The organism is Xanthomonas arboricola pv. juglandis (genome assembly GCF_001013475.1).
Lineage (GTDB): Bacteria > Pseudomonadota > Gammaproteobacteria > Xanthomonadales > Xanthomonadaceae > Xanthomonas > Xanthomonas arboricola.
The window spans coordinates 106,987-130,315 of record NZ_JZEF01000001.1 but is presented as its reverse complement, the minus strand read 5'-3'; the positions used below and the strand labels follow the sequence as shown (position 1 = coordinate 130,315).

Here is a 23,329-nt window from a genome sequence, read left to right as displayed (position 1 = left end):
GCAGATGCACACCGACACGCTGGACCTGATGTTGCAACGCGAATTGCCGGTCGCCGCAGCCGGCTGCCAGCAGGCCTACGGCCGCATCGTGCGCGCCTGCCAGAACACGGTGACCGCCATCGCACTGGCGATCACCCGCGATATCGCCGCCAGCGAAGACATCGCCCAGGAAGCCTTCCTGCGCGCCTGGCAGCGGCTGGCGCAGCTGCATCAGCCGGCCAGCTTCCTGCCGTGGCTGCGGCAGATCACCCGCAACCTGGCGCGCGACTGGCTGCGCGCCAACCGGCATCGCGCGCTCAGCGGCGAAGCGGCGGACCTGGCGATCGCGATGGCCGCCGACCCGGCCCCCTCGCCCACCGACCAGTTGCTGCAGGTGGAAGAAGAAATCGCCGCGCTCGACATCATTTCTGCATTGCCCGAAGAGAGCCGCGAGACGCTGCTGCTGTTTTATCGCGAAGGCCAGAGTTCGCGGCAGGTTGCCTCGCTGCTCGGGCTGAGCGATGCAGCCGTGCGCAAGCGCCTGTCGCGGGCACGTGCCAGCGTGCGCGGCGAGCTGCTGCGCCGGTTCGGCGAGTTCGCCCGTGGCAGTGCGCCCAGTGTGGCCTTTGCCACTGCGGTGACCTCGGCAACCCTGCTGGCCGCGCCGGGTACCGCGAGCGCGGCCATCGTGCTGACCGGCATGGGGGGCGCGGGCAAATTAGGCGTGAGCGGGCTGACCGGCTCGGCACTGGGCGGGGGTAGCGCGGCCGGTGCACTAAGCCTCTGGCTCGGCCTGCCATCGCTGTTCGCCGCCGGCGCCGTGCTGGTTGCCGGCGTCGGTACGTACTGGTCGTGCTGGTATCTGCTGCGCTTTGCGCAGACCGCCGCCGAAGCAGCGGCGATTCGTCGTTTCCTGCACATCACCACGCTGACGTCGGTGCTGGTGGTGGGCAGCACGCTGCTGCTCAAACGCCTGGATGCCGGCGCATGGACGTCGCTGCTGTTGCTGGGCGCAGGCATGGCGGTGCTCAACTACCAATCCATCCGGGTGCTGCCACGCGTCATGCGCCCGATGCTGGAACGCGATGCGCAACGACGCGGCACCACGCGAGCACCGCTGCTGTATCGCTGCATGTTCAGCCCGGGCGCGATGCTGGTGAGCACGGCGGCGGTCATGCTGCCCATCGTGCGGCACTACATGAAGCTGGGGATGCTCTGATCCCGGCGTGGCGCCATCGCCGCATGCAGCAAGTGCGACCATTCCAGTCAACAAAAACGGCCTCCTGCTTGCGCGGGAGGCCGTTGGTCGATCGGCGCCTTGTTGCGTGTTGCGGTTTACATGCTGCGTATGACGACAGCGCTGCCCCGGTCGCAGCACTGCGACCGGGTAAGCGACTGGATGAACTCAGTTGCCCGCGGCAGGCTTGGCCGGCATTGGACGCTTGCCGTGATCGCCATGCTCGCCCTGACCCCAGCGGCCATGCTCGCCACGCTGCTTGGATGCGGCATCGAACTCGGCCTTGCTCAGCTTGCCGTCCTTGTCGGTATCGGCCTTGGCAAACCACGCGTCGCGATGCTGCTGCATGCGCAGCTCACGGTCGGCGCGATCGACAAAGCCGTCCTTGTTGATATCCATCTCATCGAAGCGCGCGGCGAACTTGGGGTCGGCCTTGGCTTCTTCGCGGCTGATGCGGCCGTCCTTGTTGGTGTCGAGCTTGCTCAGCCATTCGCCACGTCCACCGCGGCCCGGGCCGCGATGATGCGGGCGCTCATCGCGCGACAGCTTGCCGTCCTTGTTGGTGTCCAGCGTGTCGAACTGTGCGGCCAGCCTGGGGTCGGCAGCGGCCTCGCTGCGATCGATCACGCCATCGCCGTTCTTGTCGAGTTTGGCAGGACGCGGCGCATCGCCGGCGGCAGGCGGAGCGGCGAACACCGCGCCGGTGGACAGGGCAGCCAGCACGGCCAGTGCGAGAAACGGTTTGCGAGACGTCATGAGAAACTCCTGGAATGTGGGAACCACACGCGGCACCTGCATGGGCCGCATCGCGTGGGTGGCGCATCCGGATCCACCGTGCGCTGCCACCAACACCCACATCAACGAGCCATCGGCGCGCGCGTTGACGCGGCAACCGGGCGTATTCATCCGGCGGACAGTCGCCGCTGTTGCGACGCGCAGGCGCTATCCTGACGCCATGGCCATCCACGCCGACACCCATGACGACCTGCGCCTGTTCCAGACCGGCGAGCATGCCTGTGGCTACTGGTCCGAGCGCCGCGCGCGCGACCTGGTGCTGGATCCGCACGACCCGCGTCTGGGTGCGATCTATCCGCAGGCCTTGGCATGGGGATTCCGTCGCTCCGGCGATCTGGTCTACCGGCCGCACTGCGAACGTTGCCGCGCCTGCGTGCCGGTGCGCATCGCGGTGGATGCGTTCCGGCCCGATCGCAGCCAGCGCCGTTGCCTGGCGCGCAACCAGGACCTGGTGGTGCGCGTGGTCGCTGCCGAGCGCACCGACGAACAACTCGCGTTGTACCGGCAGTACCTCAAGCACCGCCATCCCGGCGGCGGCATGGACGAGCATGGTGCCACCGAATTCGACCAGTTCCTGATCGGCGGCTGGTCGCATGGACGCTTCCTGGAAATCCGCGAACCCGCACTGGCGCACGCGCCGGGGCGGCTGCTCGCCGTTGCGGTCACCGATGTCACCGAGCATGCGTTGTCGGCGGTCTATACGTTCTACGCACCGGATGCCACTGCGCGCAGCCTGGGCACCTTTGCGATCCTGCAGCAGATCCAGTGGGCGCAACGCGAGCGCCGCGCGCATGTGTATCTGGGCTACTGGATCGACGGCCATGCCAAGATGAACTACAAGCGCCGCTTCAGCGCGCTGGAGGCCTACGACGGCCGCCAATGGCGCGGGCTTCCTGCCGCTGCACCGGAAGTTTGAACCACGCCGGGACGACATCGGGCTGTCGTCTTGCACATGCGAGAATGTCGCGATGATCAGACCTCTCTTACTGCTTGCGCTGACCGCGCTCTGCGCCGCCTGCGCACATCAGGCGACCTCTCCGGATACGAGCGCCAAGGCAACTGCCGCCTCCGCGCCGGCCCAGTTGCGCATCGCGACCTACAACACCTCGCTGTATTCGGATCAGGCCGGCGGCCTGGTGCGCGAACTGCAGGGCGACAGCGCGCATGCGCGCAAGATCGCCGCGGTGCTGCAGCGGGTGCGTCCGGATCTGGTGCTGCTCAACGAGTTCGACTTCGACCCCGAGCACCGCGCCGCCGATCTGTTCCAGCAGCGCTATCTGCAGGTTGCCCAGCCGGGCGGCGGCGAAGCGTTGCGCTATCCGTATCGCTACCTGGCCCCGGTCAATACCGGCGTGCCGAGCGGCCTGGATCTGGACAACAACGGCAGCGTCGGTGGCGATGGCCGCACCCGCGGCAACGATGCCTGGGGTTACGGATTGCATCCCGGCCAGTACGGCATGCTGGTGCTGTCGCGCTACCCGATCGACACGCAGGCGGTGCGCAGTTTCCAGTTGCTGAAATGGAGCGCGCTGCCGGGTGCGCTGCGCCCGACCGACCCGTCCAGCAAACAAGCGTTCTATCGCGACGCGATCTGGGCGCAGCTGCGGCTGTCGTCCAAATCGCATTGGGACGTGCCGGTGCGCACGCCGCTCGGTGTGGTGCACGCGCTGGTCTCGCACCCCACCCCGCCGGTGTTCGATGGCGCCGAGAAGCGCAACGTCGCCCGCAACCACGACGAGCTGCGGCTATGGCGCGAGTATCTGGACAATCCCAAGGACGCCAGCTGGCTGTGCGACGACCAAGGCCGCTGCGGCGGGCTGCCCGCCGATGCGCGCTTCGTCATTCTCGGCGACCTCAATAACGACCCGGTCGACGGCGCCGGCCGGCACGATGCAATCCGCGCCTTGATCACGCACCCGCGGGTGCTGCAGTACCCCACGCCGCAGAGTGCAGGCGGCCCGGAAAAAACTGCTGAGTACGCCGCGCAAGGCATTGCACATGCGGGCGACCCGCACCAGGTGACCGGCGACTTCGGGCCGCAGGCGGGCACGATGCGGCTGGACTACGTGCTGCCTTCGCGCCAGTTCACCCTGGTCGGCAGCGGCATCTTCTGGCCCGCCAGCACCACCCCGGAAGCGGCGATCGCCGATGGCAGCGATCACCATGCGGTTTGGGTGGATGTGGCTGGGGGGCGGTGATTCGGCAGCGGTGATTCGGGATTGGGGATTTGACGCGTCGGGTGGTTGCTTGTGTTGTGGTGCGATTGCGGCTGGTTGCCGCAACCGCGCCATGACCCGCGCAGCGCTCAGTCCAGCTGGATCTGCACTGCCTCTGCGGCTACCCGCGCCTTCTCGCGCGCGGCGTCGATGCTGTCCGCACGCGCCAGCGTGACGCCGACGCGGCGGTGACCGTCCACGCGCGGCTTGCCGAACAGGCGCAGTGCGGTGCCCGGGTCACGCAAGGCCTGCGCAACATCGTCGAAGACCGGCACGCCGTGACCGTGCGCCAGCAGCGCGCACGAGGCCGAGGGGCCACTCTGACGGATCACGCCGCCGTTTTCCGCACCGACCGGCAGGCCGAGAATCGCGCGTGCGTGTAGGGCGAATTCGCTCAGCTCCTGCGAGACCAGCGTGACCAGGCCGGTGTCGTGCGGGCGCGGTGAGACCTCGCTGAACCAGACCTCGTCGCCCTTGACGAACAACTCCACGCCGAACAGACCCAGACCGCCCAGGTCGTCGGTGATGGCCTGCGCGATCTGCTGCGAGCGCTGCAAAGCGGCCGCTGACATCGGCTGCGGCTGCCAGCTCTCGCGGTAATCGCCGTCCTTCTGCCAATGCCCGATCGGGTCGCAGAACGAGGTGCCACCGGCGTGCCGTACGGTCAACAAGGTGATCTCGTAATCGAAGTCGATGAAGCCCTCGACGATGCAGCGGCCGGCACCGGCACGTCCGCCGGTCTGCGCGTAATCCCAGGCCGCATCGATGTCCGCCTCGCTGCGCAAGGTGCTCTGGCCCTTGCCCGAGGACGACATCACCGGCTTGACCACGCACGGCAGGCCCACCGCGGCGATCGCCTCGCGATACTCGGCAGCCGTGTCGACGAAGCGATACGGCGAGGTCGGCAGGCCCAGCGTTCCGGCAGCCAGGCGACGGATGCCCTCGCGGTCCATGGTCAGGCGTGCGGCGCGCGCGGTCGGGATGACCCGCTGGCCCTGCTCCCGCTCCAGTGCGAGCAGCGTTTCGGTATGGATCGCCTCGATCTCCGGCACGATCAGATGCGGCTGCTCCTGGGCGATCAGCGCGCGCAGCGCCTGGGGATCGAGCATGTCCAGCACGTGCGAACGGTGCGCGACCTGCATCGCCGGCGCGTTGGCATAGCGATCGGCGGCGATCACTTCCACCCCGAAGCGCTGCAATTCGATCGCCACTTCCTTGCCCAGCTCGCCCGAGCCCAGCAACAACACGCGGGTGGCGGAAGGCGACAACGGCGTGCCGAGAGTAGTCATGAGCGCAGTCCAGATCGGGAGGGGGCCGCCATTCTAACGGGCCGTCACCATGGCCGCCGGCTGCGCGACTTGCATCAACTGATATCACTTTGATATCTTTTTTGAACTCCCTAAGGACACCCACCTCATGAAAGAGAAGCCGATCAGCTCACTGCCGGGCATCCCGGTCATCCTCGCCGCTGGCGCCGCGTTCGCGGGCGCCGCCTGGTTCATTCTCACGACCCTGGCGGCCGGCAGCCCGACTCCAGCCGGGTTCCTGATTGCGCTGTTGGTGGTGGCGGCGGGCATCTTCATGCTGGCCGGCCTGTACACGCTGGAGCCGAACCAGGCGGCGGTGCTGAGCCTGTTCGGCAAGTACGTCGGCACGGTCAAGGACCCGGGCCTGCGCTGGAACAGCCCCTTCTATGCCAAGCGCCGGGTCAGCCAGCGCGTGCGCAACTTCGAGAGCGGCCGGCTCAAGGTCAACGAACTGGACGGCAGCCCGATCGAGATCGCCGCGGTCATCGTGTGGCAGGTGCTGGATGCCTCCGAGGCGGTCTACAACGTCGACGATTACGAAAGCTTCGTGCATATCCAGTCCGAAGCGGCGCTGCGCGCGATGGCCACCAGCTACCCGTACGACCAGCACGAAGACGATCAGATCTCGCTGCGCAGCCATCCGGCCGAAATCAGCGAACAGCTCAAGCGCCATCTGGACGAGCGCCTGACCCAGGCCGGCGTGGACGTGATCGAAGCGCGCATCAGTCACCTGGCCTACGCGCCGGAAATCGCCCAGGCCATGCTGCAACGCCAGCAGGCCAATGCGGTGATCGCCGCACGCACGCGCATCGTCGCCGGTGCGGTGGGCATGGTCGAAATGGCGCTGGCCGAGCTGCAGAAAAACGGCGTGGTGCAGTTGGACGAAGAGCGCAAGGCGCACATGGTCAGCAACCTGCTCACCGTGTTGTGTTCTGATCGCGGTACCCAACCGGTGGTCAACGCCGGCTCGCTGTATTGAGGTGATGCAATGAATGTCATGGTGCCGTTGGTCGTCGCGCTTTCCGGCTTGCCTGCGTTGGCAATCGCCGCCTCCATCGGTGCGGACGACGACGACCGCGCGCGCGGCCTGGGGCTGCGCTGGGCCCTGATCAGCCTGGTCATCCTGATCGGTGCTGCCTGCCTGTACTGGGCCGGCGACAACCGCGCCGGCATCTACGCGGTGGTGATCGGCATGCTCGTCGGCGTGAATGTGTTGATCGTGTCGATGGTGATGCACCTGCGCCGCCACAGCGGCCGCCAGGAGCGCGAGTGAGCGAGAAGAAGGCCTATCCGCTGCGCATCAACGCCGACGTGCTGGCCGCCGCGCAGCGCTGGGCCGACGACGAACTGCGCAGCCTCAACGCGCAGATCGAATACGTGCTGCGCGATGCGCTACGCAAGGCCGGGCGCCTGCCGAAGCCGCAGGGCGACAAAGACGCCAGCGCTTGAACAAGCACAGGCGTGAGTAATCGTCAGAACGGATCAGCTTCCGCTCGCATGCATCCGCCCCGCCGCCGCTCAGCGGAGCATCTTTATCGCTGCAGGCAAGCGTTCGCGCCGCTACGGACTGGCAGCCCTCACGTAGCACCCGCTAAGCTGCGTGGATGCGCAATTCTCCACGTCTGCTCCTCAACACACGCACCATCGAACTGTGGCCGGCAGACCTGCTGCGCGCGCGCGGCAATGCGGATGCACGCGTGCTGGCACAGGCCGACTGGCTGCTGCGGCGCAAGCGCGACGGGCGCCACCTGGCCGCGCATCTGCCGCAGGGCGTGATGCCGCTGATCCCGCGACTGGCGTACGAGCCGGGGCTGGACGAGGCACTGGCGCTGCTGGAACTGCCAGGCGGGCGTGCATCGGACCGTACGAACACGCTGTTGCCGGTCAGCGACGTGCAGCAGCGGCTGGCGCAACTGGAAATCGACGTGGAGGCGTATCCACGGCAGACCGGGCTGAGCCTGGTGGCCGAACCTGCTGCCCTGCACTTTGCCGGACGCGATCGTTTTGCGCGTCCGTTGTGGCTCAGCGCCGGCGCAAGCCGTGCATGGCGACAGATGCGGGCCGACGCTGCACGCGCAGGCGTGCTGCTGGATGCGTTGTCCGGCTATCGCAGCCACGATTACCAACTGGCGATCTTCGAACGCAAGCTGGCGCGCGGACTGACGGTGCCGCAGATCATGACAGTCAACACCGCGCCCGGCTTCAGCGAACACCACAGCGGCGATGCACTGGATATCGGCACGCCCGGCGAGCCGCCGGTGGAAGAATCCTTCGAGACCACGCCGGCCTTCGCGTGGCTGCGCGACAACGCGGATCGCTTTGGCTACCGGCTGAGTTATCCGCGCGACAATCCCTACGGCATCATCTACGAGCCCTGGCACTGGCGTTGGTCGGCGGCGTAATGCGCGCGGCAAGCTGCACGCACCGCGCAATCCAACGCCCTACTCCTGCGAGCGCGGCGTCGGCACCTTGGCTGCCACGCTGAAGTCGGCGATCTTCCACAGATAGAACGCCGCATAGCTGCGGTACGGGGCCCAGCGTTCGCCGCGGATGGCCAGCTCCTTCGGCGTGGGCATCTGTTCCTGCCTGTCCACGCGCTGGGCGCCCTTGCGCACGCCCAGGTCATCGACGGGCAGCAGATCCGGGCGACCCAGGCGGAACATCAGCATCATCTCCACCGTCCAGCGGCCGATGCCGCGCACCGGGATCAGCGCCTGCACAATCGCTTCTTCGTCCATGAAGGCGAGCCTGCGCAGGGAGGGAATCTCGCCGTCGCGCTCGCGGCACGCCAGATCGCGCAGCGCCAGCGACTTGTTGCCGGACACGCCACACGCGCGCAGTGCCGCGTCGTCGATGCGACCGAGCGTGTCCGCATGCAGGCGCGGCGCACCGATGGCCGCTTCCACCCGCGCCACGATCGTCGATGCGGCCTTGCCGCTGAGTTGCTGGAACAGGATCGCGCGCGCCAACGCGTCCACCGGATCGAACGGCTTGCGCCAACCCGGCTGCGCGGTGATCGGGCCGATGCGCTTCATCCACGCGCCCAGCGCGCGATCGCGCCGGCTCAGGTACGCAAAGGCGGCCTCCACATCGAATCCGCGGGCATGGCGCGGCATGCTCAGCGCCTCAACGCGCCGATCGCCAGCACCACCCAGCCCAGCATCAGGCTGGTGCCGCCAATCGGTGCCAGGCTGGTCGGCCAGTGCAGCAGCGCGCCGCCGACCAGGCTGCCGGCAAACAGCAGCGTGCCGAGCAACAGCAGATACAGGCCGAGCCGGCCAAGTGCACGCGTTTCGGTAGCGCCGAGCACCGTCAGCACGGCACCGTGGCCAAACGCATACAGCGCTGCCAGCTGCAGCCGCGATTGCACCAGCGCATCGGCCACCCCGTGCGAGGCATAGGCCGACAGGGCCACCGCGACGGCGGCCAGCAAGGCGCCGCAAAACGCCAGCAGCGACGGATGTTTCTTGCGACGTTCGAGCAGGGACATAAAGGCGATTCCATTGCAGCGCCGTAGCGCAAAAAAAACGCGCCGCAGGACTGCGGCGCGTTTTCGTCTGGATCAGATCATCGTGGTGAGACGATTACTTGATGGCCCAGTAGACGTCGTAGGTACCGTCCTGCGTAAACGACTTGTCCACGCCGCCCTTCCACGACTCGTACGGACGCTCGGTCACGTCGTTGCCGTTGGTGGCAGCCCAGGCACGCAGGGAGCTACGCACTGCATCCAGGCCGGCCATGTGGCCTGCGTAGGTTGCAAACGCGGAACGGTGTGCCTTGGTGCGCTCGTACTTGACCGGTGCTTCCGACGGGATGTTGACCTTCAACTCCTCGCCCGCTGCAGCAACCGGGGTTGCATCCACAGGTGCGGCAGCCGCGGCGTCATCCTTCTTGGCATCAGCCTTGGCGGTGTCGGCCTTGGCATCGGTCTTCGGCGCGCCACCGGCACGCTTGCGGACCGGCTGCACCACGTCGAACGCGTACTTGTCGGTAGCAAAGTCGGTGGTCACGATCCGGACCGGACCAGCAGCCTCGAGGCCGTTGGCGTCCATCACACGCTTGATCCACTCCTGGTTGTCCTTGATCGACTTCTTGATCGTCTCGTTGTCACGATCGATGTTGCCCGCGGTGACAACCAACAGGTCCTCGGCCGGCACATCGACGAGCTTGAGATCGCTCAACACCGGCTTGCCGTCGAGCTGGGCGCGGTAGTCGAAATTCGGCACGGTGGCCAGTGCGGTCGTCAGACGCGACAGACCCAGCTTCAGGTCGTCGCCCACGTGGCGGCTGACATACAGACCGGCATAACGACCGAACAGGTTCCAGCCGTACTTGACGCTGTAGTCCTGGGTGATCTTGACGTTCTTGTTGTTCTTGCCAGTCGGCGCAAGGGTGAAGTTGGTGACTTTGTCGTAGCCCTTGGTGGGATCGTCGATCGAAATCTCAACACGCTCGTTCTTGACGCTGTTGGTGATCTCCCAGCTGCCGTCGCCGATATAGCTTTCGGTAGAGCTGTATTCGACGCGTGCACCCTTGCCCTCGGTCGGGCCGACCAGCTTCAGCTGGATCTTCGGGTCACGCAGCACAAGCGGGTTCCAATCCTTGAAACGACGGAAGCTGTTCACGGTGTCGTAAACAATCGTCATCCTGCGGTTGGTCTCAACACTCTCGGACATCTGCCGCTCCGAGGGCAACACCAAGCCCACCACGACAAACAAGCCAGCCACGATCCCCAAGGCGATCAGGAACTCGATAATACGGGTCATTCAGGAGGTCTCCGGGGCCGATCCCACGGCCGGGTTGAGTGAAGCGAAGCCGCCATCCTAGCAGGCTTCGAGAAAGATGTTCAGTTGTGCGACGGGTAGCGCGGTCTTGCGGTGTCATCCACCGCGCAACCGCGCAGTCCATGACTGCGCAATCCCAACCTGCACAAGGGTTTGGGCAGATTGCGCGCAGCTATCATGCACATCGCGCGATGCCTGTGTGTGATGCGATTGCCGGCAGCGCGCTTTTCGTTCCTCCGGCAGCACGCATGATCGGCGTGGAAACGACCAGACCACCCCGCCACGCGCGTTGCCACACGCGCGGCGGAGCGCGCGCAGCGCCGCGCGCCGGCAGCAGCGCCACCTGCGCTGCCGATCAGACCAATTGCAGCTCGAAGGCCTTCAGCACCGCGCGGGTGCGGTCGCGCACGCCGAGCTTGGACAGGATGTTGGAGACGTGATTCTTGATGGTGCCCTCGGCCACGCCCAGCGAGTTGGCGATCTCCTTGTTGGAGAAGCCGCTGGCCATCAGCCGCAGGATCTCGGTCTCGCGGTCGGTCAGCGGATCGGGCCGGTCCAGGCTGACGAATTCGTTGCGCATGTGCTCCAGGCCCGACAGCAGGCGCTGGGTCACCGCCGGCTGCACCAGCGAGCCGCCGTCGGCCACGGTGCGGATCGCGCCGACCAGTTGTTCCAGCGAGACGTCCTTGAGCAGATAGCCCTTGGCGCCGGCCTTCAGCCCGGCCAGCACCAGCTGGTCGTCGTCGAAGGTGGTCAGGATGATGGTCGGCGGCAGCGTGCCGTTGCGCGAGAGCATCTGCAGCGCCTCCAGGCCGGACATCACCGGCATGCGCATGTCCATCAGCACCACGTCGGGCTGGACCTGCGGGATCTGCTCGACCGCCTGCTTGCCGTCCGAGGCCTCGGCCACCACCTCGATGCCGTTATCCAGCGCCAGCAGCGAGCGGATGCCCTGGCGTACCAGGGTTTGGTCGTCGACCAGGCACACACGGATCATCAGAACACTCCTTGAGTCACGGCCGCAGGCATGAGTGCCGGCGCGCCTGGAACGGAGATGCGCAGGCCGAAGCCGTCACCCCGCCGGGTTTGAATCTCGAGCTGGCCACCATACTGGTTCAGCCGCTCGCGCATGCCGCGCAGCCCGTTGCCGGGCGCCACCGTGTCGGCGCCGTGGCCATCGTCGCGCGCGTCGATCAACACGGTGTCGGCATCGCGCCGCACCTGGATCCACAGGTTGCGCGCACCGGCATGACGCACCGCATTGGTGATGATTTCCTGGGTACAGCGCAGCAGCACGTGGGCGCGCTCGGGGTCGTCCAGGGTCAGCGGCTGGGCGATGTCCAGATGGATGTCCAGCGACGGCACCTGGGTCACCAGCGGGCGCAGGGCCGCTTCCAGGTCGATCGCGCCGCTGTCGCGCAGGTGGCTGACCGCTTCGCGCACATCGGTGAGCAGCAGCTTGGCCAGCGTATGCGCCTGGCGCACGTGCTCCTGGGCCTGGCCGTCGGTGATGTGGCCGGCCACTTCCAGGTTCAGGCTCAGCGCGGTGAGGTGGTGACCAAGCAGGTCGTGCAGCTCGCGCGAGATGCGGGTGCGCTCGTTGACGCGGGCGCTTTCGGCCAGCAGCGCGCGGGTGGCGCGCAGCTCGGCATTGAGCCGGCGCTGTTCTTCGCGGGCATCGGTCTGCTGGCGCGCAACCAGGCTGGTCACGAAGATGAACATCGAAAAGCCGCCGTACAGCAGCGACTGCATCAGCGCGGCGAACAGGGTGAAGTCCGGGCGCAGGTAATAGAACACCGGCAGCACCGCCAGCTGGCTGAGCACCAGCCAGGCCACGCCGATGCGCAGCGGCAGCAGCCAGGGGATCACCCCGGCCGCCACCATCATCAGGATGCTGCCCAGCCCGGTCCCGCTCAGATAGCTGACCGCCAGCGCGAAGATGGTCAGCAGCAGCAGAATCAGCCGGTCGTACCAATGCGCATGGCCGCCGCTGCTCAGGCCGCGGGTCAGCCAGAAGTAGCTGGCGCCGAAGCCGACGAAGAACGCCGACATCAGCAGGCCTTCGGCCACGCTGCGGTGGTCGCCCTCTTCGGCCGCCGGCCAGTAGGTGTACACCAGGGGCATGGCGATCATTGCCCAGGTGAACAGGCCGGCGAAGCGCAGGACGCGCGTATGACTGAGGTATCCCAACATGCAGGCATCTTAGGCGCTCGCCGGGCGGCTGCCCTCTTGCCGGAAGTCATGCATACGCGTGGCATGGCGCGACGGCCCTGGTAGCAGCACCTGCCGGCGTCGGCATGCTGCAGTCGGCTCTTATGCCTGGCTGGCGGCACACGGCGGGTCGCCGCTTCAGGCCACGCATGCAATAATCCGACGCAGATCCGATTTCGGGTCGAGAGCGTTACCCCACGGAGTCCCAATGTCGATCGTTATCCGCGACGTGCGCGAGCACGAGCTCGATTCCGTCCTGGCCCTGAACAACAATGCCGGACTGGCAATCCTGCCGCTGGATTCAACCAAGCTGCAACGTTTCTACGAGCAGGCCGAATATTTCCGCGTCGCCGAGCGCGACGGCAACCTGGCCGGTTTCCTGGTCGGGTTCGGCAGCGGCAGTGCGCATGACAGCAGCAATTTCGCCTGGTTCCGGGACCGTCACCCGGAATTCTTCTATATCGACCGCATCGTGGTCGCCAGCCGCCGTCGCGGCGGTGGCGTCGGGCGTGCGTTCTATGCCGATGTGCAGAGCTACACCGAGTTGCGCTACCCGCAACTGGCCTGCGAGGTGTTCCTGGACCATGGCGCCGATGCGGCGCTGCTGTTCCATGGCAGCTTCGGCTTCCGCGAGGTCGGCCAGAACACCATGGCCGATGTCGAGGTGCGCGCCAGCATGCTGATGAAAGACATGTGCAGCTATCCGTGGGTCAAGGAGACCTATGCCGGCAAGTTGCCCGACCACCTGCCGTGGGTCGGCCGGCCGCGTCATGCCGCCGCCACCGACAACCCGTCGACGGGGGGCTGAGGCGTGGCGAGCGTGAATGTGGATTTTGAACAGGCCGGCGAACTGAAGATCGGCCAGGTGGGCATTGCCAACCTGCGCGTGCGCACGCTGGACGTGCCGCGCCTGGTACGCGAGATGCGCGAGCGCGTGACCCGCGCGCCGAAGTTGTTCGGACGCGCGGCGGTGATCCTGGATTTCGGCGGCTTGTCGCAGGTACCGGACCTGGCCACGGCCAAGGCGCTGCTGGACGGCCTGCGCGATGCCGGCGTGTTGCCGGTGGCGCTGGCCTACGGCACCAGCGAGATCGACCTGCTCTCGCAGCAGCTCGGCGTGCCGCTGCTGGCCAAGTTCCGTGCGCAATACGAGCCGACCGCGGTGAGCCCGCCGCCGCCCCCGCCGCCACCGGCGCGTGCCGAACCCGCCGCGCGGCCGGCGCCTGGGCGCATGCAACGCAACGCGGTGCGCTCGGGCCAGCAGCTGTATGCGGAGAACTGCGACCTGACTGTGCTCAGTACGGTCGGTGCCGGGGCGGAGGTCATCGCCGACGGCAGCATCCATATCTACGGTACCCTGCGTGGCCGCGCGTTGGCCGGCGCCCAGGGCAACCCTGACGCGCGCATCTTCTGCCGCGACTTCCACGCCGAACTGGTCGCCATCGCTGGCCACTACAAGGTGCTGGACGATGTTCCCATGGACCTGCGTGGCAAGGCCGTCCAGGTCTGGCTGGAGCAGGATCAGATCAAGATCGCTGCGCTGGACTGACGCAGCCCAACCACAGAAATATTCGGAGAAATCCTTTGGCTGAAATCATCGTAGTCACCTCCGGCAAGGGCGGCGTTGGCAAGACCACCACCAGCGCGAGCCTGGCCTGCGGGCTGGCACGGCGCGGCAAGAAGGTCGCCGTCATCGACTTCGACGTCGGTCTGCGCAACCTGGACCTGATCATGGGCTGCGAGCGGCGCGTGGTGTACGACTTCGTCAACGTCGTGCATGGCGAAGCCACGCTCAAGCAGTCGCTGATCAAGGACAAGCGCTTCGACAACCTGTACGTGCTGGCTGCCTCGCAGACCCGCGACAAGGACGCGCTGACCCAGGAAGGCGTGGAGAAGGTGCTCAAGGACCTGGCCGCCGACGGCTTCGACTACATCGTCTGCGATTCGCCGGCCGGCATCGAGAAAGGCGCGTTCCTGGCGATGTATTTCGCCGACCGCGCGGTGGTGGTAGTCAATCCGGAAGTCTCCTCGGTCCGCGACTCGGACCGCATCATCGGCCTGCTCGATTCCAAGACCCGCAAGGCCGAGCAAGGCCAGACCGTGCCGGCCTTCCTGCTGCTGACCCGCTACAGCCCGGGCCGCGTGGAAGGCGGCGAGATGCTCAGCATCACCGACGTGGAAGAAGTGCTGGGGCTGAAGGCCATCGGCGTGATTCCCGAATCCGGCGATGTGCTCAACGCTTCCAACAAGGGCGAGCCGGTGATCCTGGATGCCGAGTCCCCGGCCGGCCAGGCCTACGACGACGCGGTCGCCCGCATCATGGGCGAAGAGCGCCCGATGCGATTCATATCCGTGGAGAAGAAAGGCTTCTTCAGCAAGCTGTTCGGAGGGTAAGCATGGGCCTGCTCGATTTTCTCAAGAGCAAGAAGAACACCGCCGAGACGGCCAAGAACCGCCTGCAGATCATCATTGCGCAGGAGCGCAACCACCGCGGCGGGCCGGATTACCTGCCGCTGCTGCAGCGCGAATTGCTGGAAGTGATCAAGAAGTACGTCAACATCGACGCCGATGCGGTGCGGGTTGATCTGGTCAAGGATGGCGAGCATGACGTGCTCGATATTTCGGTCGCCTTGCCCGAAGACGGCGACAAGTAAGCGTCCCCTGCGGCACCGTGTTTGCACGGTGCCGCCTTGACGGCCCGAACCGACCGCGAGCCCTTGCGTGTGACCATCGACTCCTCCCCCAGCGCCGAGCCAGCCAGCGTGTTGTGCGTGGGCGATATCGGCCTGGACGCACCGGCCGCCCTGCTCGCCCGCTATGGCCTGCGCCTGCATCGCATGGAAGCCGGCGCGCCGATCCCCGGCAGTTTCTGGGGCGAACCGGAAGCCGGCATCATCGGCTGCGATGTCTATGTGCGTGACGACACGCCGGTGCATTCGCTGTTGCACGAGGCCGGGCATCTGATCGTCCTGCCGGCCGACAAGCGCGCGGCCGTGCATACCGACGCCACAGACTCGGTGGATGAGGAAGACGCCACCTGTTATCTGCAGATCCTGCTGGCCGAGCAATTGCCGGGCGTGGGCAGCGCGCGCCTGATGACCGACATGGACACCTGGGGCTACACCTACCGGCTGGGATCCACCCGCGCCTGGTTCGAGCAGGACGCGGAAAATGCGCGCAGTTGGCTGCTCGCGCGCAACCTGTTGCCGCAGTAACGCCGGATCGCCGCAACCTGATCGCCTGGCCGTGGCGTGCCTGCAGGCCGGCATGCACAGGCTGCCAGCATGCAGCGCCGGGATCGAGCCAGTGGCCACGCACTGCAGTGGCACTGCACTGCGTGGCACGAGCAGGCCACAGACGACGGGGTCGTCAGCATCTGCACAGCCCATGCCGAATGCTCGCACGTAGAACATGCCGGCTGCCGTCGCCGTGCAGGTCGCGCGCATCGCCAAGTGCGGCGTTTCGTAGTACTGCGGGCCGCGCCGCGCAGCACACTGCGACGCAGACATCTCCTCAACGCCACGCCGCGTAGGCTGCAGCGCATGCACAGCCTGTTTCTCAACACGGTGCTACTGGGCGGTACCGCAGCCGATAAATTATCGGCCGCGCGGGCGGCCGGCTTCGATGCGGTCGAATTATGGGAACAAGATCTGCAGCAATTGGCGCGATCGCCGGCGCAGGTGCGCGGCGCCCTCCACCAGCTCGGGCTTGGACTGACCGACTACCAGGTGCTGCGCGACGTGGACGGTGCCGCTGACGGGCAACGCGACCGTTGCCGCGCACACGCGGTGCAGATGCTGGAAACCGCCGCCGCGTTGGGCGCGGGCGTTGTGCAGGCACCGGCCAACACGCGTGCCGACGTCGTGCCTGCACGGATCGTCGAGGATCTGCGCTGGCTGGGCCATGCCGCGGCCGAGTACGGCCTGCGCATCGCCTACGAACCGATGGCGTGGAGCACGGTCAATCACACCCTGCCTGCCGCGTGGGCAAGCGTGCGTGCCAGCGGCGCGGACAACATCGATCTGGTGGTGGATGCCTACCACCTGTTCGCGCCAGGCCGTGGGCTGGACGACCTGGACGCCATCCCGGCCACGCGCATCGCCAACGTGCAGTTATGCGATGTGGCGCAGCCGGTGGCGCCAGGTGCGCTGGCCGCGGTGGCGCGGCATGCGCGCCTGCTGCCGGGCGAAGGCTGCTTTCCGCTGTCGGCGCTGCTGCGGCGCCTGGCCGGCATGGGCTACACAGGGCCGATCGGCATCGAGGTCTTCAACGATGTCCGCAAGGCCGCCGCTGCCCCGGCCACCGCGGCGGCGGCGATGGCCGCACTGCGCAGCTGCCTTGAGCGTGCCGGCGCTTAGCTGCGCTGCGCGCCGCTGAGATCCAGCGTCACCACCGTGCCCTGCCCCGCGCTGGAATCCAGGTGCAGATGCCAGCCCAGATGCTCGCACAGCCGTCCGATCAGCTCCAGCCCGATGCCGTTGCCCTGGCGTGCGTTGTCGCGCGCCAGGCGCGCGTAAATCGCGCTGATCTCCTCCGGCGTCATGCCGTGGCCCGGGTCGGCAATGCGCACCAAACCTGGTGCCGATAGCGAGACGCGGATGATGCCGCGGTCGCTGTTCTCGATCGCGTTGCGCAACAGATTGCCGATGGCGGTCTGCACGATCGCCACCGGAGCGGTGAGGCTGCATGGCGGAAGCGGATCGGTGAGTACCTGCAGATCCTTGTCGGCGAGCAGATGCGCGTGGTCGGCGACGATCTCCGGCAGCAACTGGTCCAGACGCAGCGTATCGCTGCTGCGCGTCAGCCGGCCGGGGTCCTTGGCCAGCACCAGCAACAAGGTGATCAACTGCTCCACCGCGGCGCTGGTCTGCGCGATGCGCTCCAGCTGGTGGCGCACCGCCGGCGGTGTGCCGGGTTGTTCCAGCGCCAGTTCGGCGGCGTTGCCGATCACCGCCAGCGGAGTGCGCAACTCGTGGCTGGCGCTGTCGATGAAGGCGCGTTCGCGTTCGACGAACTGGCCGTTGCGATCGAGATAGTCGTTGAGCGCGTCGGCAATCACGTACAGCTCGGCGCTGCCCTGCGGGCCAACAGCAATGCGTTGCGCGCGCCGCTCGGGACGCAGCGCGCCGATGTCGCGCGCCAGCTCCACCAGCGGGCGCACCAGCCGCGCCATCGCATAAGTCCCCATCAGCAAGTTGATGCCGATCAGCGCGACGCCTGCAGCCAGCATCCAGCGGGTGATGAACTGCTCCAGCGCTTCGAAGTCGGTGATGTCCAGCACCAGCGCCAGGCGCCCGGCATGCGGCGTGTCGCGCACCATCACCGCGCTCTGGCGGCCGGCGATTTCCAGCTCGTCGTGCAGCCCGGGATGCAGCGTGCGCAACACCGGCGGCACTGCCGCGCTGCCGTCGACGCGATACAGCCGCAAGGTGTCCGAGTCCTGCCAGCGGTAATCCGGATTCTGCGCACTGCGATCCAGGATGCTGTCCAGCTCCGAATTCAGCAACGAGCGCCACACGCCGTGTTCTGCGCGCTCGTGCAGATACTGCGCGGTGCCGAACACCGCCAGCACCATCAGCAGCGTGTAGCCGAACAACCACACCAGCACGCGGCGGCCCAACGGGCGCTGCCTAAGCATCGCTGCACTCGCCCGCGGCCGGATCGCCGGCACCTTCCAGCGGCGCCAGGCGATAGCCCAGCCGCGGCAGGGTGTGGATCAGTTTCTGCGCGAACGGGCCATCCACGCTGCGGCGCAACTCGTAGATATGCGAGCGCAGCATGTCGCCATCGGGCGGATCGTCGCCCCATAGCGATTGCTCCAGCCGCTGGCGGGTGACCGCGGCGGGGCTGGCCTGCATCAGCACTTCCAGCAGCTTGCGGCAGGCCGGATACAGGTGCAGCACCTGGCCGGCACGTGTGGCTTCCAGCGTGGACAGGTCCAGACGCAGATCGGCCACCTGCAGCAACTTGCCGCGTCGGCGCCCATGCGCACGCGCAAGCAGGGCCTCGATGCGGACCTCCAGTTCCGGCAGCGCGAACGGCTTGGTCAGATAGTCGTCGGCACCGGCACGGAAGCCGGCGATCTTGTCGGGCAGCTCGTCGCGAGCGGTGAGCATGATCACCGGCAGCTCGGACTGGTGCTGCTCGCGCAGGCGGCGCAGCACTTCCGGGCCGTCCATGCGCGGCATCATCCAGTCCAGCACCAGCACGTCGTACTGTTGGGTGGTGGCCAGATGCAGGCCGGTGATGCCGTCGGGCGCTGCGTCCAGGGTGTGCCCCCGCGCTTCGAAATAGTCGAACAGGTTGGCAACCATGTTGCGGTTGTCTTCGATGACCAGCAGCCGCATGAGCGCGTTTCCAGGGCGGCCCGGCAGGGACGATGTGCGCATCCTAACCGAGCCTGGCCGAACACAGCCGCTCTGGATGGCTCCGACAAAATTCCGACCTGCTTGCCGGATAGTGTGGGCCCCACCGATCGGGGCGTGCGCGTGTCGCCTGCCATCTCCGCCGCCACTTCCCGCCAGCGTGCGCTGCTTGTCGCCGTGTTGCTGATCGTCGTCAGCCTGCTGGCCGGGCTGGGCCTGCGCCAGCCCAACCCGCCGGACGAGCCGCGCTTTGTGCTGGCCGCACGCAGCATGGTCGCGACCGGTCAGTGGCTATTGCCGCACCGGGGCAGCGAGCTGTACGCCGAAAAGCCGCCGGTTTTCATGTGGTTGCAGGCAGCCAGCTACGAGCTGGTGCCGCACTGGCCGGTCGCGTTCCTGCTGCCGTCGCTGCTGGCTGCGCTCGTCACGTTACGGCTGACCTGGGACATCGCGCGGCGGTTATGGAACCGACGCGTGGCGCGGCATGCGGTGCTGGGGTTGTTTGCGGTGCTGCAGTTCGGTCTGATGGCCAAGCGTGCGCAGATCGACATGGTGCTGGTGGCGCTGACCACGCTGTCGCTGTGGGGGATGCTGCGGCATCTGCTGCGCGGGCCGGACTGGCGCGCATGGACGCTGGGATTGTTTGCCGCCGGCGTGGGCACGGTGACCAAGGGTGTGGGCTTTCTGCCCTTGCTGCTGTTGCTGCCGTGGATGGCGCTGCCGCGCAGGCACTGGCGCGTGCTGCCGGCACGCGCACTGGCCGGGCGCAGCTGGTTGCTGGTGCTGCCTGCGTTCCTGGCGGGGACTGCGGTATGGCTTGGTCCGCTGGGCATCGCGTTGTGGCAAAGCAACGACCCGGCGCTGCATGCCTACGCACACGAGTTGTTGTTCAAGCAAACCGGTACCCGTTATGCGCACGCCTGGCATCATGTCAAGCCGGCCTGGTACTACCTGCAGGTGATCGCCACGCTGTGGTTGCCCGGCTGCCTGGTGCTGCCCTGGTTGCTGCCGGCCTGGTGGCGACGGCTGCGGCGCGGCGACCCGCGCTATCTGTTGCTGCTTGCCTGGAGCGTGTTGGTGCTGGTGTTCTTCAGCGCCAGCCCGGGCAAGCGCGAGGTCTACATCTTTCCGATGTTGCCGGCCCTGTGCATCGCCGCCGCACCGCTTCTGGCCGGGCTACTGCGCAAGCGTGGTGTCCGCATCTTGCTGACCGGCTACCTGCTGCTGCTTGCGCTGGCCGCTCTTGCATTGGGCAGCGGTATCGCACTGCATCTGCACTGGGCGGAAAACACCGCCTTGCAGCGCGGCATGGAGTTGGCCTCGCTGCGGTCGGTGGGTCTGTGGTTGATCGGCCTGGGCGTGGCCGGCCTGGCGGCAATTGCATGGTCGCGTGGCAAGCGCACCGGCACCGCGGTGGTGGTGGTGACCGCCGTGCTGTGGAGCGTGTACGGCCTGGGCTTGATGCCGGCACTGGACCCTTACAGTTCTGCCGCCCGCTTGATGCAGCGCGTGGGACAGCGCATCGGCCCGGAGGCCGAGCTCGGCATGCTGGCCTGGCGCGAGCAGAACATGCTGCAGGCGGATCGACCGGTCACCGACTTCGGCTTCAAGGCGAGTTGGCAGCAGCAGTGGGCCAAGGCAGGTCCGTGGCTTGCAGACGCACCTGAGCGCCGTTGGCTGTTCGTCCTCAAGCAGGCGGTACCGGCGTGCATCGATCCGGCGCAACGGATCGATATTGGCGAGTCCAACCGCAATCAATGGCAGTTAATACACGGCACGGCATGGCATGCCGGCTGCGTTGCAACCGCCTCCGACACCAACACTGGCGGTGGCGACAGCGAGACAGACTGAACGCCGGATAGCGCCTTAACCGCCGGGCAACTCCGGTCCGACCGCTTTCCGACATGCCGCTTTCGAAGATGCCGGGCATAGACCACCGGCCGATGCTTCGATGACCACGCTTCCCGTATACGCACCTGCCCTGGCGCGCACAGCCACTGTTGCGCAAACCCGCTTTCTCGTTCGGCATCTATGGCTGCCGCTGGCCGGTGTGCTGGTGCTCAGCGCGTTGTTGATGGGCGCCGGCGGCGACCAGTGGGTCGCCGATGCGCTATATCGCCTGGAAGGTGGGCAGTGGCTGCTCAAGGACCACTGGTTCACCAGTGGCGTGATTCACCGTGTCGGCAAATGGTTGAGCACCGCTGGCGCTGTCAGCGTGCTGGTGCTGGCGCTGGTTGCCTGGTACCGGCCGCGCCTGCGTGTGCTGCGCTGGCCGCTGACGTATCTGTCTGCATCGATCGCACTGTCGACCTCGCTGGTGTCCTTGCTCAAGTCGTGGACGGCGATGGATTGCCCGTGGGATCTGAGCCGTTACGGCGGCACCCAGCAGATGATCGGGCTGTTCGAATCGCGCCACGGCATTGCTGCGTCCGGTTGTTTTCCTGCAGGCCACGCCAGCGCCGGTTATGCGTGGGTGGCGCTGTATTTCTGTGCGCTGGCACTACGTCCTGCGTGGCGTGTTCCTGCATTGTGGCTGGGCATCGCGGCAGGATTGTTGTTCGGGATTGCGCAGCAATTACGCGGCGCGCATTTTCTGTCGCACGACCTATGGTCGCTGGCGGTGTGTTGGGGAACTGCACTTGCACTGTACTGCGTGATGCTGGCTCGACCGCATCGCGCCAATGTTGTGGTGTTGCAATCGGGGGATGCAGCATGAGCACCTATCTACCGCAGTCGCGTGGGCTCAAGCGCCTGCGCTCACTGAGCTGGACGACGCGACCGACGGTCTCGACCGAAACCTTGGTGTTGTTGTCGAGTCTGTTCTTCGCACTGGTGTGCAACCAGCTGTTCTGGCACACGGCCATGGCCACGCATCCGGGCAGTCTCGGGTTTGCCATCTCGTTGATGGCCTTGCTGGTGGCCGTGCATGCGTTATTGCTGGGCCTGCTGGTGTGGCGCTGGAACGCCAAGCCGCTGTTGACGCTGCTGCTGTTCACCACCGCGCTGGCTGCGCACTACATGGACAGCTACAACGTCTACCTGGATGCGGACATGCTGCGCAACGTGCTGCATACCGACCACAAGGAATCGCGCGAACTGCTCACGCCCGGCTTGATCCTGCCGCTGCTGTGCTACTTCCTGCTTCCGGCCACGCTGTTGTGGCGCACGCGCCTGCAAGCACGCAGCATCGGCAGATCACTGGCAATCCGCGCCGGTTTCTTGCTGGTGGTGGCAGTGGTCGGCGCGGCCGGCGCGATGCTGTCGTCGCAGGACGTCTCGGCATTGATGCGCAATCACCGCGAGGTGCGTTACCTGGCCACGCCGATCAACTACATCGTGGCGCTGCGGCAGAACCTCAAATCCGATTCGCCGATCAAGCTTGCGCCCAAGCAACCGGTCGAACACGATGCCATGGCCACACCACGTGCACCGGGCAGCCGTCCGCGCCTGCTGCTGGTGGTGCTGGGCGAAACCGCACGTGCGCAGAACTGGGGCCTCAACGGCTATGCGCGCCAGACCACGCCCGAGCTGGCGCAGGCCGGAGTGATCAATTTCCCCGACATGCATTCCTGCGGCACCAGCACCGAGGTCTCGGTGCCGTGCATGTTCTCGCCATTCGGCCGCCGCGATTACAACGAGGACACGATCCGCGGCCACCAGTCGCTGCTGCATGTGCTCGAACATGCCGGCATTTCCACGCTGTGGCGCGACAACCAGTCCGGCTGCAAGGGCGTCTGCGATGGCCTGGACATCCAGAAGCTGGACGATGCCACCACGCCAGGGCTGTGCGCCGATGGCCGTTGCATGGACGAGATCCTGCTGAGCGACCTGGCTGCGCAAGTGCGGGCAAAGCCCGGCGACCGCGTGGTGGTGCTGCATCAACTCGGCAGCCACGGGCCAAGTTACTTCGAGCGCTACCCGGCACAGTTCGAGCGCTTCAAACCGGTATGCAAGACTGCTGACCTTGGCAGTTGCAGCCGCCAGAACATCGTCAACGCCTACGACAATTCCATCACCTATACCGATCACTTCCTCAACCTGGCCATCCACACGCTGCGCGGGCTGCAGGACTACGACACCGCGATGATCTACCTCTCCGATCATGGCGAATCACTGGGCGAAAAAGGCCTCTACCTGCATGGCGTGCCGTACGCGATCGCGCCCAAGGAGCAGACCCACGTGCCGATGGTGATGTGGTTCTCGCCGGAGTTCGCACGCGACCGCGGCCTGGACGAAACCTGCCTGCGCCACCGTGCCGGCCAGTACACCGACCAGGACGCGCTGTTTCCGTCGGTGCTCGGGTTGATGCAGGTCAAGACCAGCGTCTATGCGCGCGAGCGCGATCTATTCGCGCAATGCACGGGATAAACGCGGCTGAATTTTTAAAGCATGGTTATTGAAGGCGCGTGCCCTAGCCGCTCGCGCCACACGCCAT

25 protein-coding genes are annotated in these 23,329 nt (G+C 66.5%); 16 read left to right on the top strand and 9 right to left on the bottom strand.

The annotated features are described in order from the left end of the window. The first annotated feature begins 4 nt into the window (after positions 1–4). Positions 5–1,198: an RNA polymerase sigma factor gene (locus XARJCFBP2528_RS00505; protein ID WP_016901705.1), complete on the top strand. Its 1,194-nt coding sequence runs from the start codon at positions 5–7 to the stop codon at positions 1,196–1,198. A gap of 186 nt (positions 1,199–1,384) precedes the next feature. Here XARJCFBP2528_RS00505 and XARJCFBP2528_RS00500 read toward each other — a convergent pair whose 3' ends face one another. Beyond that, positions 1,385–2,122 (bottom strand): EF-hand domain-containing protein, encoded by a 738-nt coding sequence (locus XARJCFBP2528_RS00500; protein ID WP_016901704.1) that lies wholly within the window; start codon positions 2,120–2,122, stop codon positions 1,385–1,387. Here XARJCFBP2528_RS00500 and XARJCFBP2528_RS00495 point away from each other — a divergent pair. Together XARJCFBP2528_RS00495 and XARJCFBP2528_RS00490 are read left to right on the top strand one after the other, a co-directional pair. Further along, the gene (locus XARJCFBP2528_RS00495) at positions 2,013–2,927 is read left to right on the top strand and encodes an arginyltransferase (RefSeq protein WP_026064146.1); all 915 of its coding nucleotides are present in this window, start codon (positions 2,013–2,015) and stop codon (positions 2,925–2,927) included. The two genes, XARJCFBP2528_RS00500 and XARJCFBP2528_RS00495, sit on opposite strands and share 110 nt — an antisense overlap. Positions 2,928–2,979: 52 nt before the next feature. After that, positions 2,980–4,209, top strand: coding sequence for an endonuclease/exonuclease/phosphatase family protein (locus XARJCFBP2528_RS00490; RefSeq protein WP_230582088.1), 1,230 nt, complete (start codon positions 2,980–2,982; stop codon positions 4,207–4,209). Between the two features lie 107 nt (positions 4,210–4,316). Here XARJCFBP2528_RS00490 and purT read toward each other — a convergent pair whose 3' ends face one another. After that, entirely contained in the window at positions 4,317–5,516 is a 1,200-nt protein-coding gene (purT, locus tag XARJCFBP2528_RS00485; RefSeq protein WP_047124174.1) for a formate-dependent phosphoribosylglycinamide formyltransferase, read from the bottom strand. Positions 5,517–5,643: 127 nt separating this feature from the next. On the opposite strand from purT, the gene XARJCFBP2528_RS00480 reads away from it, so the two are divergent. The 4 genes from XARJCFBP2528_RS00480 (at position 5,644) to XARJCFBP2528_RS00465 (ending at position 7,936) form a co-directional block, all read left to right on the top strand. Further along, positions 5,644–6,513, top strand: a complete 870-nt coding sequence (locus XARJCFBP2528_RS00480; protein ID WP_016901700.1) for an SPFH domain-containing protein — start codon at positions 5,644–5,646, stop codon at positions 6,511–6,513. A 9-nt stretch (positions 6,514–6,522) separates the two neighbouring features. Then, positions 6,523–6,807: a hypothetical protein gene (locus XARJCFBP2528_RS00475; RefSeq protein ID WP_016901699.1), complete on the top strand. Its 285-nt coding sequence runs from the start codon at positions 6,523–6,525 to the stop codon at positions 6,805–6,807. After that, positions 6,804–6,983 (top strand): type II toxin-antitoxin system antitoxin, encoded by a 180-nt coding sequence (locus tag XARJCFBP2528_RS00470; RefSeq protein WP_039519966.1) that lies wholly within the window; start codon positions 6,804–6,806, stop codon positions 6,981–6,983. Before XARJCFBP2528_RS00475 ends, XARJCFBP2528_RS00470 begins: the two co-directional genes overlap by 4 nt. A 155-nt stretch (positions 6,984–7,138) precedes the next feature. Further along, the gene (locus XARJCFBP2528_RS00465; protein WP_047124173.1) at positions 7,139–7,936 is read left to right on the top strand and encodes a M15 family metallopeptidase; all 798 of its coding nucleotides are present in this window, start codon (positions 7,139–7,141) and stop codon (positions 7,934–7,936) included. Between the two features lie 39 nt (positions 7,937–7,975). Here the strand turns inward: XARJCFBP2528_RS00465 and XARJCFBP2528_RS00460 are convergent, their stop codons facing one another. The 5 genes from XARJCFBP2528_RS00460 to XARJCFBP2528_RS00440 all read right to left on the bottom strand — a co-directional run bounded on the left by XARJCFBP2528_RS00460 (position 7,976) and on the right by XARJCFBP2528_RS00440 (position 12,511). Further along, positions 7,976–8,650: a DNA-3-methyladenine glycosylase family protein gene (locus XARJCFBP2528_RS00460; RefSeq protein WP_016901696.1), complete on the bottom strand. Its 675-nt coding sequence runs from the start codon at positions 8,648–8,650 to the stop codon at positions 7,976–7,978. A gap of 2 nt (positions 8,651–8,652) precedes the next feature. Beyond that, the gene (locus tag XARJCFBP2528_RS00455) at positions 8,653–9,024 is read right to left on the bottom strand and encodes a DUF423 domain-containing protein (RefSeq protein ID WP_016901695.1); all 372 of its coding nucleotides are present in this window, start codon (positions 9,022–9,024) and stop codon (positions 8,653–8,655) included. A 94-nt stretch (positions 9,025–9,118) separates the two neighbouring features. Further along, positions 9,119–10,300 carry a polyketide cyclase gene (locus tag XARJCFBP2528_RS00450; RefSeq protein WP_016901694.1) on the bottom strand — a complete coding sequence of 394 codons (1,182 nt, stop codon included), beginning with the start codon at positions 10,298–10,300 and terminating at the stop codon, positions 9,119–9,121. Between the two features lie 373 nt (positions 10,301–10,673). Beyond that, complete coding sequence (locus tag XARJCFBP2528_RS00445; RefSeq protein ID WP_016901693.1) at positions 10,674–11,315, bottom strand: response regulator; 642 nt, start codon at positions 11,313–11,315, stop codon at positions 10,674–10,676. Beyond that, positions 11,315–12,511, bottom strand: coding sequence for a sensor histidine kinase (locus XARJCFBP2528_RS00440; RefSeq protein WP_016901692.1), 1,197 nt, complete (start codon positions 12,509–12,511; stop codon positions 11,315–11,317). Before XARJCFBP2528_RS00440 ends, XARJCFBP2528_RS00445 begins: the two co-directional genes overlap by 1 nt. Positions 12,512–12,737: 226 nt before the next feature. Here XARJCFBP2528_RS00440 and XARJCFBP2528_RS00435 point away from each other — a divergent pair, with 226 nt between their 5' ends. The 6 genes from XARJCFBP2528_RS00435 (at position 12,738) to XARJCFBP2528_RS00410 (ending at position 16,887) form a co-directional block, all read left to right on the top strand. Beyond that, complete coding sequence (locus XARJCFBP2528_RS00435; protein WP_039511392.1) at positions 12,738–13,337, top strand: GNAT family N-acetyltransferase; 600 nt, start codon at positions 12,738–12,740, stop codon at positions 13,335–13,337. Positions 13,338–13,340: 3 nt separating this feature from the next. Next, complete coding sequence (minC, locus tag XARJCFBP2528_RS00430; protein ID WP_047124172.1) at positions 13,341–14,078, top strand: septum site-determining protein MinC; 738 nt, start codon at positions 13,341–13,343, stop codon at positions 14,076–14,078. 35 nt (positions 14,079–14,113) lie between these two features. Beyond that, positions 14,114–14,923 carry a septum site-determining protein MinD gene (gene minD / locus XARJCFBP2528_RS00425; RefSeq protein ID WP_016901689.1) on the top strand — a complete coding sequence of 270 codons (810 nt, stop codon included), beginning with the start codon at positions 14,114–14,116 and terminating at the stop codon, positions 14,921–14,923. Between the two features lie 2 nt (positions 14,924–14,925). Then, entirely contained in the window at positions 14,926–15,183 is a 258-nt protein-coding gene (minE, locus tag XARJCFBP2528_RS00420) for a cell division topological specificity factor MinE (protein WP_005994583.1), read from the top strand. Positions 15,184–15,252: 69 nt separating this feature from the next. Then, positions 15,253–15,744 (top strand): hypothetical protein, encoded by a 492-nt coding sequence (locus tag XARJCFBP2528_RS00415; protein WP_039815386.1) that lies wholly within the window; start codon positions 15,253–15,255, stop codon positions 15,742–15,744. Positions 15,745–16,071: 327 nt separating this feature from the next. Continuing rightward, positions 16,072–16,887 (top strand): sugar phosphate isomerase/epimerase family protein, encoded by an 816-nt coding sequence (locus tag XARJCFBP2528_RS00410; RefSeq protein WP_043087874.1) that lies wholly within the window; start codon positions 16,072–16,074, stop codon positions 16,885–16,887. Here XARJCFBP2528_RS00410 and XARJCFBP2528_RS00405 read toward each other — a convergent pair. Both XARJCFBP2528_RS00405 and XARJCFBP2528_RS00400 read right to left on the bottom strand, forming a co-directional pair. Next, entirely contained in the window at positions 16,884–18,167 is a 1,284-nt protein-coding gene (locus tag XARJCFBP2528_RS00405) for a sensor histidine kinase (protein WP_043087875.1), read from the bottom strand. The two genes, XARJCFBP2528_RS00410 and XARJCFBP2528_RS00405, sit on opposite strands and share 4 nt — an antisense overlap. Next, entirely contained in the window at positions 18,160–18,876 is a 717-nt protein-coding gene (locus tag XARJCFBP2528_RS00400) for a response regulator transcription factor (RefSeq protein ID WP_016901685.1), read from the bottom strand. The genes XARJCFBP2528_RS00405 and XARJCFBP2528_RS00400 overlap by 8 nt, the downstream gene beginning before the upstream one ends. Positions 18,877–19,011: 135 nt before the next feature. Between XARJCFBP2528_RS00400 and XARJCFBP2528_RS00395 the strand changes: the two genes are divergently transcribed. The 3 genes from XARJCFBP2528_RS00395 to XARJCFBP2528_RS00385 all read left to right on the top strand — a co-directional run bounded on the left by XARJCFBP2528_RS00395 (position 19,012) and on the right by XARJCFBP2528_RS00385 (position 23,262). Beyond that, positions 19,012–20,745, top strand: a complete 1,734-nt coding sequence (locus XARJCFBP2528_RS00395) for an ArnT family glycosyltransferase (RefSeq protein WP_039815396.1) — start codon at positions 19,012–19,014, stop codon at positions 20,743–20,745. Positions 20,746–20,845: 100 nt separating this feature from the next. Then, complete coding sequence (locus XARJCFBP2528_RS00390) at positions 20,846–21,610, top strand: phosphatase PAP2 family protein (RefSeq protein ID WP_039511389.1); 765 nt, start codon at positions 20,846–20,848, stop codon at positions 21,608–21,610. Further along, the gene (locus XARJCFBP2528_RS00385) at positions 21,607–23,262 is read left to right on the top strand and encodes a phosphoethanolamine transferase (RefSeq protein ID WP_016901682.1); all 1,656 of its coding nucleotides are present in this window, start codon (positions 21,607–21,609) and stop codon (positions 23,260–23,262) included. Before XARJCFBP2528_RS00390 ends, XARJCFBP2528_RS00385 begins: the two co-directional genes overlap by 4 nt. Positions 23,263–23,329 lie beyond the last annotated feature (67 nt).